Origin of the sequence: Bacteroides coprosuis (assembly GCF_020741705.1) — a bacterium.
GTDB lineage: Bacteria > Bacteroidota > Bacteroidia > Bacteroidales > Bacteroidaceae > Bacteroides_E > Bacteroides_E coprosuis.
On the sequence record NZ_DYYK01000004.1, the window covers coordinates 1 to 15,137 of the forward strand.

The 15,137-nt window shown below is 35.1% G+C and carries 12 protein-coding genes and 1 tRNA gene; 12 read left to right on the plus strand and 1 reads right to left on the minus strand.

From position 1 onward, the window contains the following. The 7 genes from secDF to K8V80_RS00125 form a co-directional block, all read left to right on the plus strand. Positions 1-2,948, plus strand: a 2,948-nt coding sequence (gene secDF, locus K8V80_RS00095; RefSeq protein ID WP_276774390.1) for a protein translocase subunit SecDF, incomplete at its 5' end; no start/stop codon positions are given. A 112-nt stretch (positions 2,949-3,060) separates the two neighbouring features. Further along, on the plus strand, positions 3,061-4,080 hold the full coding sequence (locus K8V80_RS00100; RefSeq protein ID WP_276774392.1) for a TlpA disulfide reductase family protein: 1,020 nt from the start codon (positions 3,061-3,063) through the stop codon (positions 4,078-4,080). A 30-nt stretch (positions 4,081-4,110) separates the two neighbouring features. After that, the gene (locus tag K8V80_RS00105) at positions 4,111-5,649 is read left to right on the plus strand and encodes a YifB family Mg chelatase-like AAA ATPase (protein WP_276774395.1); all 1,539 of its coding nucleotides are present in this window, start codon (positions 4,111-4,113) and stop codon (positions 5,647-5,649) included. Between the two features lie 114 nt (positions 5,650-5,763). Further along, positions 5,764-7,803 (plus strand): methionine--tRNA ligase, encoded by a 2,040-nt coding sequence (gene metG / locus K8V80_RS00110; RefSeq protein WP_276774398.1) that lies wholly within the window; start codon positions 5,764-5,766, stop codon positions 7,801-7,803. A 67-nt stretch (positions 7,804-7,870) separates the two neighbouring features. After that, complete coding sequence (locus tag K8V80_RS00115) at positions 7,871-9,343, plus strand: lipopolysaccharide biosynthesis protein (RefSeq protein ID WP_276774401.1); 1,473 nt, start codon at positions 7,871-7,873, stop codon at positions 9,341-9,343. A gap of 89 nt (positions 9,344-9,432) precedes the next feature. Further along, positions 9,433-10,680, plus strand: a complete 1,248-nt coding sequence (locus tag K8V80_RS00120; protein ID WP_276774403.1) for a glycosyltransferase family 4 protein — start codon at positions 9,433-9,435, stop codon at positions 10,678-10,680. A gap of 2 nt (positions 10,681-10,682) precedes the next feature. Beyond that, positions 10,683-11,423, plus strand: coding sequence for a glycosyltransferase family 2 protein (locus K8V80_RS00125; RefSeq protein ID WP_276774405.1), 741 nt, complete (start codon positions 10,683-10,685; stop codon positions 11,421-11,423). Position 11,424: 1 nt separating this feature from the next. Here the strand turns inward: K8V80_RS00125 and K8V80_RS00130 are convergent, their stop codons facing one another. Beyond that, positions 11,425-12,123, minus strand: coding sequence for a Sir2 family NAD-dependent protein deacetylase (locus K8V80_RS00130; protein WP_006743831.1), 699 nt, complete (start codon positions 12,121-12,123; stop codon positions 11,425-11,427). Positions 12,124-12,303: 180 nt separating this feature from the next. On the opposite strand from K8V80_RS00130, the gene K8V80_RS00135 reads away from it, so the two are divergent. The 5 genes from K8V80_RS00135 (at position 12,304) to K8V80_RS00155 (ending at position 14,869) form a co-directional block, all read left to right on the plus strand. Further along, positions 12,304-12,888, plus strand: coding sequence for an FKBP-type peptidyl-prolyl cis-trans isomerase (locus K8V80_RS00135; protein WP_006743830.1), 585 nt, complete (start codon positions 12,304-12,306; stop codon positions 12,886-12,888). A 15-nt stretch (positions 12,889-12,903) separates the two neighbouring features. Next, positions 12,904-13,770 (plus strand): FKBP-type peptidyl-prolyl cis-trans isomerase, encoded by an 867-nt coding sequence (locus K8V80_RS00140; RefSeq protein WP_006743829.1) that lies wholly within the window; start codon positions 12,904-12,906, stop codon positions 13,768-13,770. Positions 13,771-13,929: 159 nt separating this feature from the next. Then, complete coding sequence (locus K8V80_RS00145) at positions 13,930-14,394, plus strand: Lrp/AsnC family transcriptional regulator (protein WP_006743828.1); 465 nt, start codon at positions 13,930-13,932, stop codon at positions 14,392-14,394. 2 nt (positions 14,395-14,396) lie between these two features. Continuing rightward, positions 14,397-14,711 carry a DUF4491 family protein gene (locus tag K8V80_RS00150; protein WP_006743827.1) on the plus strand — a complete coding sequence of 105 codons (315 nt, stop codon included), beginning with the start codon at positions 14,397-14,399 and terminating at the stop codon, positions 14,709-14,711. An 81-nt stretch (positions 14,712-14,792) separates the two neighbouring features. Then, a tRNA-Ile gene (locus tag K8V80_RS00155) sits at positions 14,793-14,869 on the plus strand. Positions 14,870-15,137: the final 268 nt, after the last annotated feature.

The window sequence follows — 15,137 nt, forward strand, 5'->3', positions numbered from 1 at the left end:
TGCAAAACAAAGGATTTGTAAAAGTTTTTGCGGTATTACTCACACTTATTTGTGTGTTCTATCTCTCTTTTTCCGTGGTTACTAGCCAACAGATGAAAAAGGCTAAAGCCTATGCTAATGGAAATGCTACACTAGAACAAGAGTATTTAGATTCACTCTCAAATAAAAAAGTGTGGCTTGGCTATACCCTTAAGCAATGCCGTGAAATGGAGATTGGTCTTGGTCTAGACCTTAAAGGTGGTATGAACGTTATCCTTGAGGTATCTGTACCAGATGTAATCCGTACTCTAGCTGACAACAAACCAGATGAGGAGTTTAACAAAGCTCTAGATACAGCAAGCAAACTTGCTATTTCGAGCCAAAATGACTTAATCTCTTTATTTGTAAAAGAGTATCAAAAGCTTGCCCCTGGCAAAAGTTTATCTTCAATCTTCGCAACAAAACAATTAAAAGGTCTTGTTACTCAAAACACATCAGATGCTGATGTCGAAAAGATATTAAGAAGTGAAGTTAAATCTGCTGTAGATAATTCATATAACGTATTACGTACTCGTATTGACCGATTTGGTGTTGTTCAACCAAACATCCAACAACTTGAAGGTGGACTTGGACGTATTATGATTGAACTTCCAGGTATTAAAGAACCAGAACGTGTAAGAAAACTTCTTCAAGGTTCAGCGAACCTTGAATTCTGGGAAACATATACTTCAGCAGAAGTTACTCCAGCCCTACAGTCCGTTGACGCAAGACTAGCTCAAATATTAAACAATAACCAAGATTTAGCTCAGAAAGAAGAAGCACTTCTCAAACAGCTAGAAGAAGGTGGAGATAGCTTAGCTATTTCAAAAGAAATTGATGCCATCCATGCTCAACAAGGAGTAAACCAAAATCCTTTACTAAGCAAACTTCACCAATCACCTTACCGTGAATCAGCAGTTGCTGGCTATTCTCAAGTAAGAGATACAGCCACTATTAATGGTTACTTAGCAAAAGAGGAAGTAAAAAAACTTTTACCTTCAAACTTAAGCTTAAAGTGGGGAGTTGCTCCAGATAGAACAACAAACCTTGTAACTTTATATGCAATAAAAGAAACTGAACGTAATGGAAAAGCTCCATTAGAAGGTGATGTTGTTACTGATGCAAAAAGTGAGTACGACCAATACAACAACCCAGTTGTATCAATGGAAATGAATAGTGATGGTGCTCGTAAATGGGCTCAACTTACCAAAAAGAATATTGGTAGAGCTATCGCTATTGTCCTTGATGGATATGTGTACTCTGCACCAAATGTAAATAGCGAGATTACAGGTGGACGTTCACAGATTTCAGGAAACTTTACTGTAGATGAAACTACCGACTTGGCAAACGTTCTTAAATCAGGTAAAATGCCTGCTCCAGCACGTATTGTACAAGAAGACATCATCGGTCCATCACTTGGTCAAGCATCAATTAATGCAGGTATTATTTCATTCGTTATAGCACTTGTTCTTCTTATGATTTACATGTGTTCAATCTATGGTATCATACCAGGAATGATTGCAAATGGTGCATTAATATTTAACTTATTCTTTACTCTCGGAATTTTGGCCTCCTTCCAAGCTGCACTGACACTTTCAGGTATTGCGGGTATGGTATTAGCCTTAGGTATGGCTGTGGATGCGAACGTACTTATTTATGAAAGAACAAGAGAAGAGCTTCGTGCTGGCAAGGGTGTTAAGGCAGCACTAAAAGATGGTTATGCAAATGCATTCTCTGCCATCTTTGACTCAAACTTAACTTCTATCATAACTGGTATTATTTTATTCAATTTTGGTACTGGTCCGATTAGAGGTTTCGCAACTACTCTTATCATAGGTATTGCTGTATCATTCTTTACAGCTGTATTCTTGACTCGTGTAGTTTACGATCACTTCTTAAGAAAAGACAAGTTACTTAACTTATCTTTCTCTTCTTCGATCTCTAAGAAAATGTTTGTCGATCCTAAATTTGATTTTATGGGTGGCAACAAAAAATACTTCATCCTTACTGGAGTTATTCTAGTTGTATGTCTTGGATTCCTATTCACTCGTGGATTAAGTCAAAGTATTGACTTTACTGGTGGTAGAAACTTCAAAGTACAATTTGAACAAGAAGTAGAACCAGAACATGTTCGTAATTTAATCTCAGACAAATTTGGAGATGAAGCTACAGTTTCAGTTATTGCTATTGGTACCGATCACAAAACAGTACGTATAAGTACTAACTATCGTATTAATGAAAGCAGCGAAACAGTAGACTCTGAAATAGAAGCTTTCTTATACGAAACACTAAAACCTCTATTAACTCAAAATATATCTCTTGAGACATTTATTGATAGAGAAAATCATACAGGTGGAAGTATTATTAGTTCACAGAAAGTAGGACCAAGTATTGCCGATGATATAAAAACAGGAGCATTTTGGTCTGTCGTATTAGCCGTTATCGCAATAGGGTTATACATCCTAGTAAGATTCCGTAACATTGCATATAGTGTTGGATCAGTGGTAGCATTAACTAGTGATACATTGATGATTCTAGGTGTTTACTCTATGTTCTGGGGTACATTCTTACCATTCTCACTAGAAATAGATCAAACGTTCATTGGTGCTATCTTAACAGCTATTGGTTACTCTATCAATGATAAGGTGGTTATCTTCGACCGTGTCAGAGAGTATTTTGGATTATATCCTAAGAGAGATAAATATCAATTATTCAACGAATCATTGAATACAACTCTTTCACGTACCATTAACACTTCATTAAGTACATTGATTGTTCTTTTGTGTATCTTCATACTTGGTGGAGACTCTATTAGAAGCTTCTCTTTTGCTATGATTTTAGGAGTTCTATTTGGTACATTCTCTTCATTATTTGTTGCTTCTCCTATAGCATATATCATAATGAATAAACAAAAAAACAATAATAAATAAGATTTTACTTATTTGAATTATATTTCAAGGACGTTGTAAAGGATTTCTCTTACAACGTCCTTTTTTTATGGAATATATGTATCTTCGTATACAAATACAGAAAAGAAGTATAATGAAGAACATTTACTACATATTATTAATGGCACTCGTTCTACTTGGAACTAGCTGCAAGAAATCAGACAAAATAGAAGGGACCACTCTGATCGGGAATTTGAATGGTAAATCAGATACCCTCTTTATTTATGGAATCGATCGCTTCTATGATCAGCTAGATACTATTTTTGTAGAAGAGGGTCAGTTTATACATAAAATGAAAGTAGATACTACTATTATTGCTCGGATTTATTCTCCAACCTACAATGAGCAATTCGTTTTTCTCAAACCCAATGACCAGCTAAACATAACAATTGATGATAAGGATTCAACCCAGTTAAGTATCTCTGGAAATAAAATGCACGAAGAGTACAATGCATTCAGGGATAAAATGATTACTACACCAGATTCACTACAACAAGAATTAGTAGAAGACTACATTAAGCAACATCCTTTCTCTATTACAAGCATTGCTATCTTATTAGAGAACTTAGCGTGGAAGGAACAACCAGACTATGACCTTATTGATAAAATAATCAACACAATGGCTGGGACTCTTAAAGACAGACAAAATATTGAAGAGATAAGCAATAAGCTTATGAGAGCGAATAGAGCTCAAGTGTCTCGTTCTAGCCTATTTTTTAATCTTGCTGATACAAAAGGTAAAAGAGTTGACAAAAAAGATTATAACAACCAAACGGTATTACTTTACTTTTGGACTTCATGGGATGCAAAAAGTCGTCAACTAAACAAAGACCTTAGAGACATTCAAAAAAAATGGAAAAAGAATAAAAAGAGCTTTTCTATTGTAGGTATTAACTTAGACATTGATTCTCTGGCTAGGAAAGAAGCTGTAAAAACGGATTCAATTACATGGACTACTTTACTAGATCCTACTGGCTGGGATTCACAAGTTGCCGATAGATATGGAGTTATGACACTTCCTACGACATTTCTTATCAACAAATATGGATCTATTATAGGGCGAGATTTACCTCTTGATTCTCTCAAAAACAGAATAGAAAAAGAACTTAAATAAAACAATCAAAAAACACCTTAATTCTAACACATGTTAATCAAAACCTTTGGCGCTACCGTCCAAGGGGTAGATGCTACACTGATAACTATAGAAGTAAATAGTTCTCGAGGTTGTATGTTCTACCTAGTTGGACTACCCGACTCTGCCGTAAAGGAGAGCCATCAGCGAATATTATCTGCTCTAGATGTATCTGGATTTAAGTTACCAACAACTCAAATCGTAGTCAATATGGCTCCAGCAGATCTCCGAAAAGAAGGATCTGCTTACGATTTGCCTTTAGCTATGGGGATGCTAGCCTCAACTAAAGGAATTGGAGCAGAGCTACTCGACAAGTATCTTATTATGGGAGAGCTTAGTTTAGACGGAACAATTCAACCAATCAAAGGAGCCCTTCCTATTGCTATCAAAGCGAGGGAATTAGGATTTGAAGGATTTATACTACCTGAACAAAATGCACGAGAAGCAGCTGTAGTAAATAATTTGAAAGTATATGGAGTAAGCCACATTACGGATGTTATCCATTACTTTCAAGGACAAACAGAACTCGAACCTACCGTAGTAAATACGAGAGAAGAGTTTTACAAACAGCAATCCTTTTTTGATTTTGATTTTTCAGAAGTAAAAGGTCAAGACTCTGTTAAAAGAGCTATTGAAGTAGCGGCAGCAGGAGGACATAATTTAATTATGGTAGGACCTCCTGGAAGCGGAAAATCAATGATGGCAAAAAGATTACCATCTATACTACCTCCTCTTTCTCTAGGCGAAAGCTTAGAAACCACCAAAATATATTCTGTTGCAGGAAAGCTAGATAAAAATGCGTCACTCATAAGTACCCGTCCTTTTCGAGCCCCACACCATAGTACTTCTACAGTTGCAATGGCAGGTGGAGGAAGTTTTCCGCAACCAGGAGATATCAGTTTAGCTCATCATGGAGTACTTTTCTTGGACGAGTTACCTGAATTTAGCCGTAATGTACTTGAAGTATTAAGACAACCCTTAGAAGATCGAAAAATTACTATTTCTAGAGTAAGATGTACCGTAGAATACCCTGCTAGCTTTATGTTAGTAGCATCAATGAACCCATGTCCATGTGGATACTATAACCACCCTACTAAACCATGTGTCTGTAGCCCTGGACAAGTACAGAAATATTTAAATAAGGTTTCTGGTCCACTACTTGACAGAATAGATATACAAATTGAAATTATACCAGTATCTTTTGAACAAATAGCCGACAATAGACCTGCTGAATCTAGTGTAGAAATTCAAAAGAGGGTATTAGAAGCTCGAAAAATTCAAGAGGCAAGATATCAAGATGAGGAATCAATATTTTGTAACGCTCAAATGAACTCAAGATTATTAGCTAGATATGCCCAACCAAGTGACGAAGGATTGGCTTTACTCAAAACAGCGATGAACAAACTTAATTTATCAGCAAGAGCTTATGACCGAATACTCAAAGTTGCACGAACTATTGCTGATTTAGACAAGAAACAAAGCATTGAACCCTCTCATTTAGCCGAAGCTATTAATTATAGAAATCTAGATCGAGAAAGCTGGGCTAAATAGACTGCTATTTATAGCTGCTAATAGGTATTAAAATCATACTATAGAGTGCTTTGGAGCGAAAAAGTGGTTATATTTGCATAAAACATAACGATTTCAGATAATTTGAAAGATAGAATGGAAAAGAAATTTAAACGAACCACAGTTACATCAGCTCTACCTTATGCTAACGGACCTGTACATTTAGGACACATGGCTGGTGTGTATATCCCAGCTGATATTTATGTACGATATCTTAGATTAAAGAAAGAGGATGTACTGTTTATAGGAGGATCTGATGAGCATGGAGTGCCAATTACCATCCGTGCAAAAAAAGAAGGTGTTACTCCTCAAGATGTGGTTGATAGATTCCACAATATTATTAAAAAATCGTTTGAGGAATTTGGAATCTCATTCGATGTATATGGAAGAACCACTTCAAAGACTCATCATGATATGGCTTCTAAGTTCTTCAGAACCCTATATGACAAAAATGAGTTTGTGGAACAAACCTCTGAGCAATACTACGACGAAAAGGCTCAAACCTTTTTAGCCGATCGATATATTACTGGAGAATGTCCTCATTGCCATGCAGAAGGAGCCTATGGCGACCAATGCGAAAAATGTGGTACTTCTCTTAATCCAACCGACTTAATTAATCCAGTAAGTACTATTACAGGATCAAAGCCAGTCATGAAAGAAACTACTCATTGGTATCTCCCTCTTGATAAACATGAAGAGTGGCTTAAGAAATGGATTTTAGAAGATCATAAAGAATGGCGTCCTAATGTATATGGTCAGTGCAAAAGCTGGTTAGATATGGGGCTTCATCCTAGAGCAGTAAGCCGTGACTTAAGTTGGGGTATCCCCGTTCCTGTAGAAGGAGCTGAAGGGAAAGTATTATATGTGTGGTTTGATGCTCCTATTGGTTACATTTCAAATACTAAAGAACTACTTCCTGATAGTTGGGAAAAATGGTGGAAAGACGAAGATACACGTTTAGTACATTTTATTGGAAAAGACAATATCGTATTCCACTGCATTGTATTTCCTGCTATGCTTAAAGCTGAAGGAAGCTATATTCTTCCAGACAATGTTCCTAGCAACGAATTCTTAAACCTAGAAGGTGACAAGATTTCAACTTCTAAGAATTGGGCTGTTTGGTTACATGAATACCTAGTAGATTTCCCAGGAAAACAAGACGTACTGCGTTATGTCTTAACAGCAAATGCTCCTGAGACTAAGGATAATGACTTTACATGGAAAGACTTCCAAGCTCGTAATAACAACGAACTTGTAGCAGTCTATGGAAACTTTGTAAACAGAGCTTTAGTTCTCACTCATAAATACTTTGAAGGAAAAGTACCTGCTTGTGCAGAATTGTCTGACTATGACAAAGAAGTCATTGAAAGCTTCAAAGAAGTGAAGTCTAGACTAGAAGATCTATTAAACAACTTTAAGTTTAGAGAAGGACAAAAAGAAGCGATGAATCTTGCTCGTATTGGAAACAAATACCTTGCTGATACTGAACCTTGGAAATTGGCTAAAACAGATATGGCACGTGTAGGAACAATCCTAAACATCAGTTTACAGCTTGTTGCCAACCTAGCCATTGCTTTCGAGCCATTCCTTCCATCAAGTTCAGCCAAACTGAGAGAAATGTTAGACATTAGTCATTTTGACTGGAATGAGTTAGGCAAAGCCGACTTGCTAGAAGTGAATCATCAAATAAATAAAGCCTCTTTTCTTTTTGAAAAAATAGAAGACGAAGCTATTGATGCCCAACTGCAAAGATTAGCTAAAATCAAAAAAGAAAATGAAGAAGCTAATTACAAAGCTCAACCAGTAAAAGAAGACATAGTCTTTGATGAATTCACAAAAATGGACTTGCGTGTAGGAACCGTTTTAGAATGTATTAAAGTTCCTAAAGCAGATAAGCTTCTACAGTTTAAAATTGACGATGGACTAGAAACAAGAACTATTGTATCGGGTGTAGCCAAATTTTATAAACCAGAAGAACTTATCGGTAAACAAGTTTGTTTCATTGCAAATCTACCACCAAGAAAGCTTAAAGGAGTCGTTTCTGAGGGAATGATTCTATTTGCAGAAAACAACGATGGCAGTCTGACATATATATCTCCCAACAAAGAGGTAAAGCCAGGTAGCCAAATCAATTAATAAGAACAAATAATAAGCACTAGCTTTCCTTGATTTTAAAGAGGAATGTTAGTGCTTTCTTTTTACAATGAGTAAACAACACTTATCACTAAAAGAAAAAACGGCACATGGGCTACTTTGGGGAGGTTTAAATAACGGTTTTCAGCAGTTATTAAACCTTTTTTTTGGCATTTGGCTAAGTCGTATCTTGAATGTGGAAGATTATGGTATCATCGGCGTACTTACGATATTTACTCTAATTGCAACAACTCTTCAAGAAAGTGGATTTACTCAAGCAATAGCTAACAAAGAAAAACCTACTCACCATGACTTTAATGCTATATTTTGGTGTAGTAGCAGTATTGGAATCAGTCTCTATATTATTTTATTCTTTGCAGCGCCATATATTGCCCAGTTTTTTCAGATACCTGAATTAACATCTGTCGCTAGATTTCTATTTATCGGGTTTGTCCTTTCTAGTTTAGGAACAGCACACAATGCATACTTATTTAAGTATCTTATGGTGAAAGAGAGAGCTATATCCATGCTTACAGGATTAACCATTTCAGGAATAGTGGGTGTTACGCTTGCTTACAATGGTTTTGCCTATTGGGGCTTAGCTGCTCAGCATATCACTTACATACTTTGCACAAATAGTCTATTCTGGTACTTCAGCAGATGGAAACCTTCTTGGAATTTTAACCTAAAACCCATAAAGGAATTATTACCCTTCAGTAGTAGAATTCTTATCACAAAAATCTGCATACATATCAATAATCACATATTCAATATTCTATTAGGACGTTTGTATAGTAAAACAGAGGTAGGATATTATTCTCAGTCCAATAAGTGGAATTTAATGGGAAGTTCTATTATCACTGAAATGATACAAGGAGTAGCACAGCCCGTATTACGAAATGTTGTTTCTGATAAAGATCGACAAAAAAGAGTTTTAATTAAATTATTTCGATTTACTGCCTTTGCATCGTTTCCTGCACTATTTGGATTGGCCTATATTGCACCAGAATTCATATCCATAGCGTTAACTGAAAAATGGCTTAAAAGTGCATATATTCTACAGATCTTATGCATAGGTGGTGCATTTATTCCTCTGAATCATTTACTAGGAAACTTTATTATAAGTAGAGGAAAATCGTCTATCTATATGTGGAATACAATTGCACTAGGACTGACACAGTTAACTAGTGCTTTACTACTTTATCCTTATGGTGTGCACACCATGGTATCAACATCAGTAGGTATACAAATTTTATGGACAGTAATATGGACTTTATTTGCTTATAAAGAAATCCATTTCACTCTATTCAACCTATTTAGAGAAACTCTACCCTACCTGACAGCAATAGTAGTATCAATAACACTCTCACACTATTGTTTAGTGAATTTCGAGAATATCTATTTACTATTCTTTTCAAAAATTATCTCTGTAGGATTTCTATATATTTTGATATTAATTATTTTTAGAGCGAGTATACTCAAAGAAAGCTATAACTTTGCTAAAACGTATTTTTTAAAAACAGCCAAAAATAAGACTCATTAAGAAATTCAATATCTAAGTTGCATCTAAAATTGAGTTTCCTAAACTAATCTATCTATTAGAATGGGTTTTCAGCATTGAGAGGTCATTTTATGAACATATTATTCTTAAATACATCAGACTATCTTGGGGGAGCAGCAATTGCTGCTAGAAGACTATCTAATGCCCTCAATAAAGAACATGTTAAAGTAGTAACTATCGTTCGCGATAAAAAAGGAACTGACTTCGACATAATCGCCACACACCAATCGCCCATACTTGCATACAATTTTTTAAGTGAAAGGATAAAAATATGGGTTAGTAACCTATTTACAAAGAAAAATTTATTTGCAGTATCCATAGCAAATCGAGGATCTTCCATAGTTAATCAGCCAGAATTTAAAAATGCGGATATAATTCATCTACATTGGATTAATCAAGGTTTTTTATCTTTAAAAGAAATTGGTAAAATTATTGAATCGGGTAAACCTATAGTATGGACTATGCATGACATGTGGCCCATTACAGGTATTTGCCATCATGCTCGAAGCTGTATCAAATACACAGAACAGTGTGAAAATTGTCCTTTCTTAGTAAGAAATAAATCAAAAGACTTATCTTTTCAAGTGTTCGAAAAAAAGAAGGAAATATATAGTAAGGGAAAAATAAACTTTGTGGGTTGTAGCAATTGGCTTACTCAAAAAGCTAAAAATAGTAATTTAACCATTGAGCAAAACATTATTAATATTCCAAATCCCATCGATACAGAGAAGTTTCAACCCATTAATACTGAGAAATGTCGCAAACACTTTGGCTTGCCTATTGGACACAAACTAATCTTATTTGGTGCTGCAAAGACTACAAACGAGAGGAAAGGAATTCAATACTTTATTAATGCTTGCTTAGAATTAATACAGACTACAACTACACCTGTAAGTGTAGTTTTATACGGCAAAGACTCTGAGCAATTAAGAGAAGCTCTTCCTCTTCCAACATACCCTTTAGGGTATATCTCAGACGAAAGTGAACTAATTATGCTATACAATGCAGTTGATACCTTTGTTCTTCCCTCTCTTGAAGAGAATCTGCCAAACTCAATCATGGAAGCCATGTCATGTGGTACTCCTTGTGTGGGTTTTGACATAGGAGGTATTCCCGAACTAATAGACCACTTGCACAATGGCTATATAGCTCAATACAAATCTAGTACTGATCTAGCACAAGGAATAAGATGGGTTATTGAAAACAACATAGATCAAGGATTAAGTCAACAAGCCCGTAGGAAAGTTATTAATACCTTTAGTGAAAATCTTATTGCTCAAAAATATATTTCTTTATACAATCAAATAATTGATAAATAAAGATGAATAAACCTCTTTTTTCTATTATTACCGTGACATTTAACGCAGAGAATACAGTCGAAAGAACTCTTATCTCTGTGAAACAACAAAGCTTTCGAAATATTGAATATATAGTTATAGATGGGGCCTCTAAAGATAGAACTCTTTCTATCTTACAAGCATATCAATCGGACATAGACCAACTAATTAGTGAGCCTGACTCAGGATTATACGATGCGATGAACAAAGCCCTAAATATTGCTCGGGGAGAATATATCTGCTTTTTAAATGCGGGCGATAAATTTCATCAAGAACATACTCTAGCACAGATAGTAAGTCAACTTGACAATTTAAACTTTAGCCCTGATGTAGTCTATGGTGAAACTGCACTTGTTGACAATAATGGCGTTTTTTTAAGAATGAGACGATTATCTGCACCCAAAAGTTTAACTTGGAAAAGCTTTAAACAAGGAATGTTAGTTTGCCATCAAGCTTTTTTTGCCAAGAGAGAATTAGTCTCAACATACGATTTACAATATAAATTCTCATCAGATTTTGATTGGTGCATTAAGATTTTAAAAAAAGCAAATAGTACTTACCATACTCAACTCACTCTCATAGACTATTTACATGAAGGACTCACAACAGCTAATCATAAAAAATCCCTTATGGAGCGTTTTAAGATTATGTCGAAACATTATGGCATAATAAGCACTATCTTCTATCATGTTGGATTTATAATTCGTTCCATATTTAAGAAGTAATTTATTTTCTCAATAACTCTATCAATTCTGCTACTCCTTGTGAAGCCCCTTTGTGGATATGAGTCATACCCTTCGTATCGGACACATTAACACTATTAGGATCAATTACGTAAATAGGTGTACCGTAGGAAACATAATGCAATAGTCCAGCTGCAGGGTACACATTCATTGAAGTACCTATAATCACAAAATAATCAGCTTCTCGCACATAAGGTAAGGCTGTTTCTATCTCAGGTACAGCTTCACCAAACCAAACAATGAAGGGCCTCAACTGGCTGCCATCACCTGCTAGGTCACCCATTTTTATCTCTTCACCTGGCTTGATTTCTACTATAAATCTTGGATCATAAGGATTCCTACTAGAACATCCTTTGATAAGTTCCCCATGTAAATGTATGATACGATTACTTCCTGCACGTTCATGAAGATTATCTACATTTTGAGTGATTATAGTCATATCATAATCCTCTTCCATTTTAGCAAGTAACTCATGTCCCTTATTTGGCTTCACATCCATCAACTCGCGACGACGTTCATTATAGAAATTTTGAACTAACTCTGGATCTTGATGATAACCTTCTATTGAAGCCACTTGCTGTACAGGGTATTTGCCCCATAAGCCACCAGCACCTCTGAAAGTAGCAATACCACTTTCTGCACTCATGCCTGCACCTGTTAAAACAACTACTTTTTTCTTCATCTTGTATATTTACTTTGATTAGTATCAAAATAGCAATCTAAAACAACTTGTCCTAAGTTTATGCTTACTAAAATAGGGGGATTACAATTAAATCCCTAAATTTGTATCTTAATTTCTAATTTACTGAAAGTTGATTGATAAATCAATTACTTTCTATAAGACAGTAAGATAATATATAATATGGACAAATTTAGCTACGCATTAGGACTAGGAATTGGTCAAAATCTTTTAGGTTTAGGTGCAAAAAATCTTTCAGTAGAAGATTTCAGCCAAGCAATTAAAGATATTCTTGACGGCAAAGAACCTGCTATCAGCCACCAAGAGGCTCAAGGCATTGTACAAGAACATTTTGCAGCACTTCAAGCAAAAATATCAGAAGAATCTCTTAAAGCTGAAAAAGTGTTTTTTGAACAAAATGGTAAAAAGGAAGGTATTGTAACTACTGAAAGTGGTCTTCAATATGAAGTACTTGTCAAAGGATCAGGTAAAAAGCCATCTGCGTCAGATCAAGTAAAATGTCACTACGAAGGAAAACTTATGGATGGAAGAATGTTTGATAGCTCTATCAAACGCGGTCAACCAGCTACATTTGGTGTAAACCAAGTTATTCCAGGATGGGTAGAAGCTCTTCAATTAATGGAAGAAGGAGACAAATGGAGACTTTATATTCCTTCTGAGTTAGGTTATGGAGCACATGGTGCAGGAGAAGTAATTCCTCCATACAGTTCACTTATTTTTGAAGTGGAATTAATTGAAGTTTTATAAATAAAATAGAATACAATGAAAAATTTAAAATTAGCAGTTATAGCTCTTGCAGCAGCAGGAGGACTTAGCGCATGTACTAGTGGTGTAACAGCTCAAAAAGCAAGCTTTGTAACAACAGCAGATTCAGTGTCATATGCTATTGGTTTAGCAAACTTCCCTCCACAACTACGTTCTATGTTGATTCAACAGTTTGGAGACAGCACTTTAATCGATGATATGATAAAAGGTGTTCAAGAAGGTTTCACTAAAACATCTGAAAAGGAAAAAGCTTATGCAATGGGATACAACCTTGGCCAAAGCATTGCTACTGATATGACTAAGCAAATTCATAACCAAATGTTCCAAGACGAAAATGCAAAAGTTCTAAATAGCGCTAATTTCCTTTCTGCTTTTATCGACCTAGCAAAAGGCAACACTCCTATTATTGCTGACGCTAACGAATACCTAAAAGAAAATCTGCCTAAACTTCAAGAAGAAGTTCTACAAGAAAAACATGGAGCTTACAAAAAAGAAAATGAAGATTTCTTAACTGAAAACGCAAAAAAAGAAGGCATTGTAACTACTGAAAGTGGTCTTCAATACAAAGTACTACAAGAAGGTACAGGAGAAACGATTAAAGAAGACCAAACTGTTCAATTGAGCTACGAAGGTAAGCTTATTGATGGTACAGTATTTGATAGCAATGAAAATGCAGAATTCAACGGTACAAATGGTCTTGTAAAAGGGTTCAAAGAAGCTCTTGAAATGATGAATGTAGGTTCTAAATATGAAGTATATATTCCTCAAGAATTAGCTTACGGTACAAATCCTGCTGGTGATAAAATCAAACCTTACTCAACTTTAGTATTTACTATTGAAATCAAAGGGATTGAGAATAAATAATTAAGAAATTAATTTTCTCATTTACAAATAGTAAGGAGACTAGAATACATTTTCTAGTCTCCTTTTTGTTTTTACACAAAAGGTATAGATAAAATAAAATTTATAACTATATTTGCTTACCTTTTGACTAATGTATGGCACTTTTTAAAACTTTTTATCATGGAAAAAATAGACAAACTCGACAGACAAATCCTTAATATAATTTCGCAGAATGCACGTATACCATTTAAGGATGTTGCTGCAGAGTGTGGTGTTTCACGCGCCGCAATTCATCAAAGAGTCCAAAGACTTATTGACCTAGGAGTTATCGTAGGCTCTGGATATCATGTTAACCCTAAATCTTTAGGTTTCAGCACTTGTACTTATGTTGGTATCAGCCTTGAAAGAGGATCTATGTACAAAACCGTAGTAAAAGAACTTCAAAAAATTCCTGAAATAGTAGAATGCCACTTTACTACTGGAGCATATACTATGCTTACAAAAGTTTATGCTAGAGACAACGAGCATCTAATGGATTTATTAAATAATAAAATGCAGCAGATACCAGGAGTAATAGCTACTGAAACTTTAATCTCACTGGAACAAAGCATTAAAAAAGAAGTTCCTATTATAATTGAAGAATAAATATGCTAGAATTTTTAAACGACTACAGATTAGCAGGATTATTCATTGGTGTATGTACATTTCTCATCATTGGCATATTTCATCCCATTGTTGTGAAAGCAGAATATTACTGGGGTACAAAATCGTGGTGGATATTTTTAATCCTAGGTATTTTAGGCGTTGTAGCTTCTATTGCTGTACAAAGCATTATAATTTCTTCTCTTTTAGGAGTTTTTGCTTTTTCTTCATTTTGGACTATTAAAGAAGTATTTGAACAAGAAGAAAGAGTAAAAAAAGGATGGTTCCCCAAGAATCCAAAAAGAAAATATAAATTTTAGAAGAATTTTGTCATGTAATTCTTGCATGATTAAATAGAATATACTATTTTTGCACTCGCTACTTCAGAGTAGCATTGCATAGGGCCATTAGCTCAGTCGGTTAGAGCAACAGACTCATAATCTGGAGGTGCTAGGTTCAATCCCTAGATGGCCCACCAAAAGCAGTAGAGTTAATTCTTTACTGCTTTTTTGTTTCTTGGACATGTAAAATATTCTATTCCAGTTAAAATAGAATAAGAAAGGCTGATAGTATACCTATATCAGCCTTTTTTATTATCACTGCTTTTCCAATCTAAAGTCTACAGATTTACTTTCCATCAAGAAGTATATCGGGTCACCTGCAAAACTTGGGGGGATAACTTATTAAGCAAATAGTTTAGTCACTCTAAATAGAAAGAAACTAATATCTGTAACCCCTCTTAGTTG

Coding starts and splice junctions, on each gene's coding strand:
- K8V80_RS00120 (WP_276774403.1), top strand. CDS start 9,433: ATGAACATATTATTCTTAAATACATCAGACTATCTTGGGGGAGCAGCA.
- K8V80_RS00125 (WP_276774405.1), top strand. CDS start 10,683: ATGAATAAACCTCTTTTTTCTATTATTACCGTGACATTTAACGCAGAG.
- K8V80_RS00115 (WP_276774401.1), top strand. CDS start 7,871: ATGAGTAAACAACACTTATCACTAAAAGAAAAAACGGCACATGGGCTA.
- K8V80_RS00100 (WP_276774392.1), top strand. CDS start 3,061: ATGAAGAACATTTACTACATATTATTAATGGCACTCGTTCTACTTGGA.
- K8V80_RS00135 (WP_006743830.1), top strand. CDS start 12,304: ATGGACAAATTTAGCTACGCATTAGGACTAGGAATTGGTCAAAATCTT.
- K8V80_RS00130 (WP_006743831.1), bottom strand. CDS start 12,123: ATGAAGAAAAAAGTAGTTGTTTTAACAGGTGCAGGCATGAGTGCAGAA.
- K8V80_RS00145 (WP_006743828.1), top strand. CDS start 13,930: ATGGAAAAAATAGACAAACTCGACAGACAAATCCTTAATATAATTTCG.
- K8V80_RS00140 (WP_006743829.1), top strand. CDS start 12,904: ATGAAAAATTTAAAATTAGCAGTTATAGCTCTTGCAGCAGCAGGAGGA.
- metG (WP_276774398.1), top strand. CDS start 5,764: ATGGAAAAGAAATTTAAACGAACCACAGTTACATCAGCTCTACCTTAT.
- K8V80_RS00105 (WP_276774395.1), top strand. CDS start 4,111: ATGTTAATCAAAACCTTTGGCGCTACCGTCCAAGGGGTAGATGCTACA.
- K8V80_RS00150 (WP_006743827.1), top strand. CDS start 14,397: ATGCTAGAATTTTTAAACGACTACAGATTAGCAGGATTATTCATTGGT.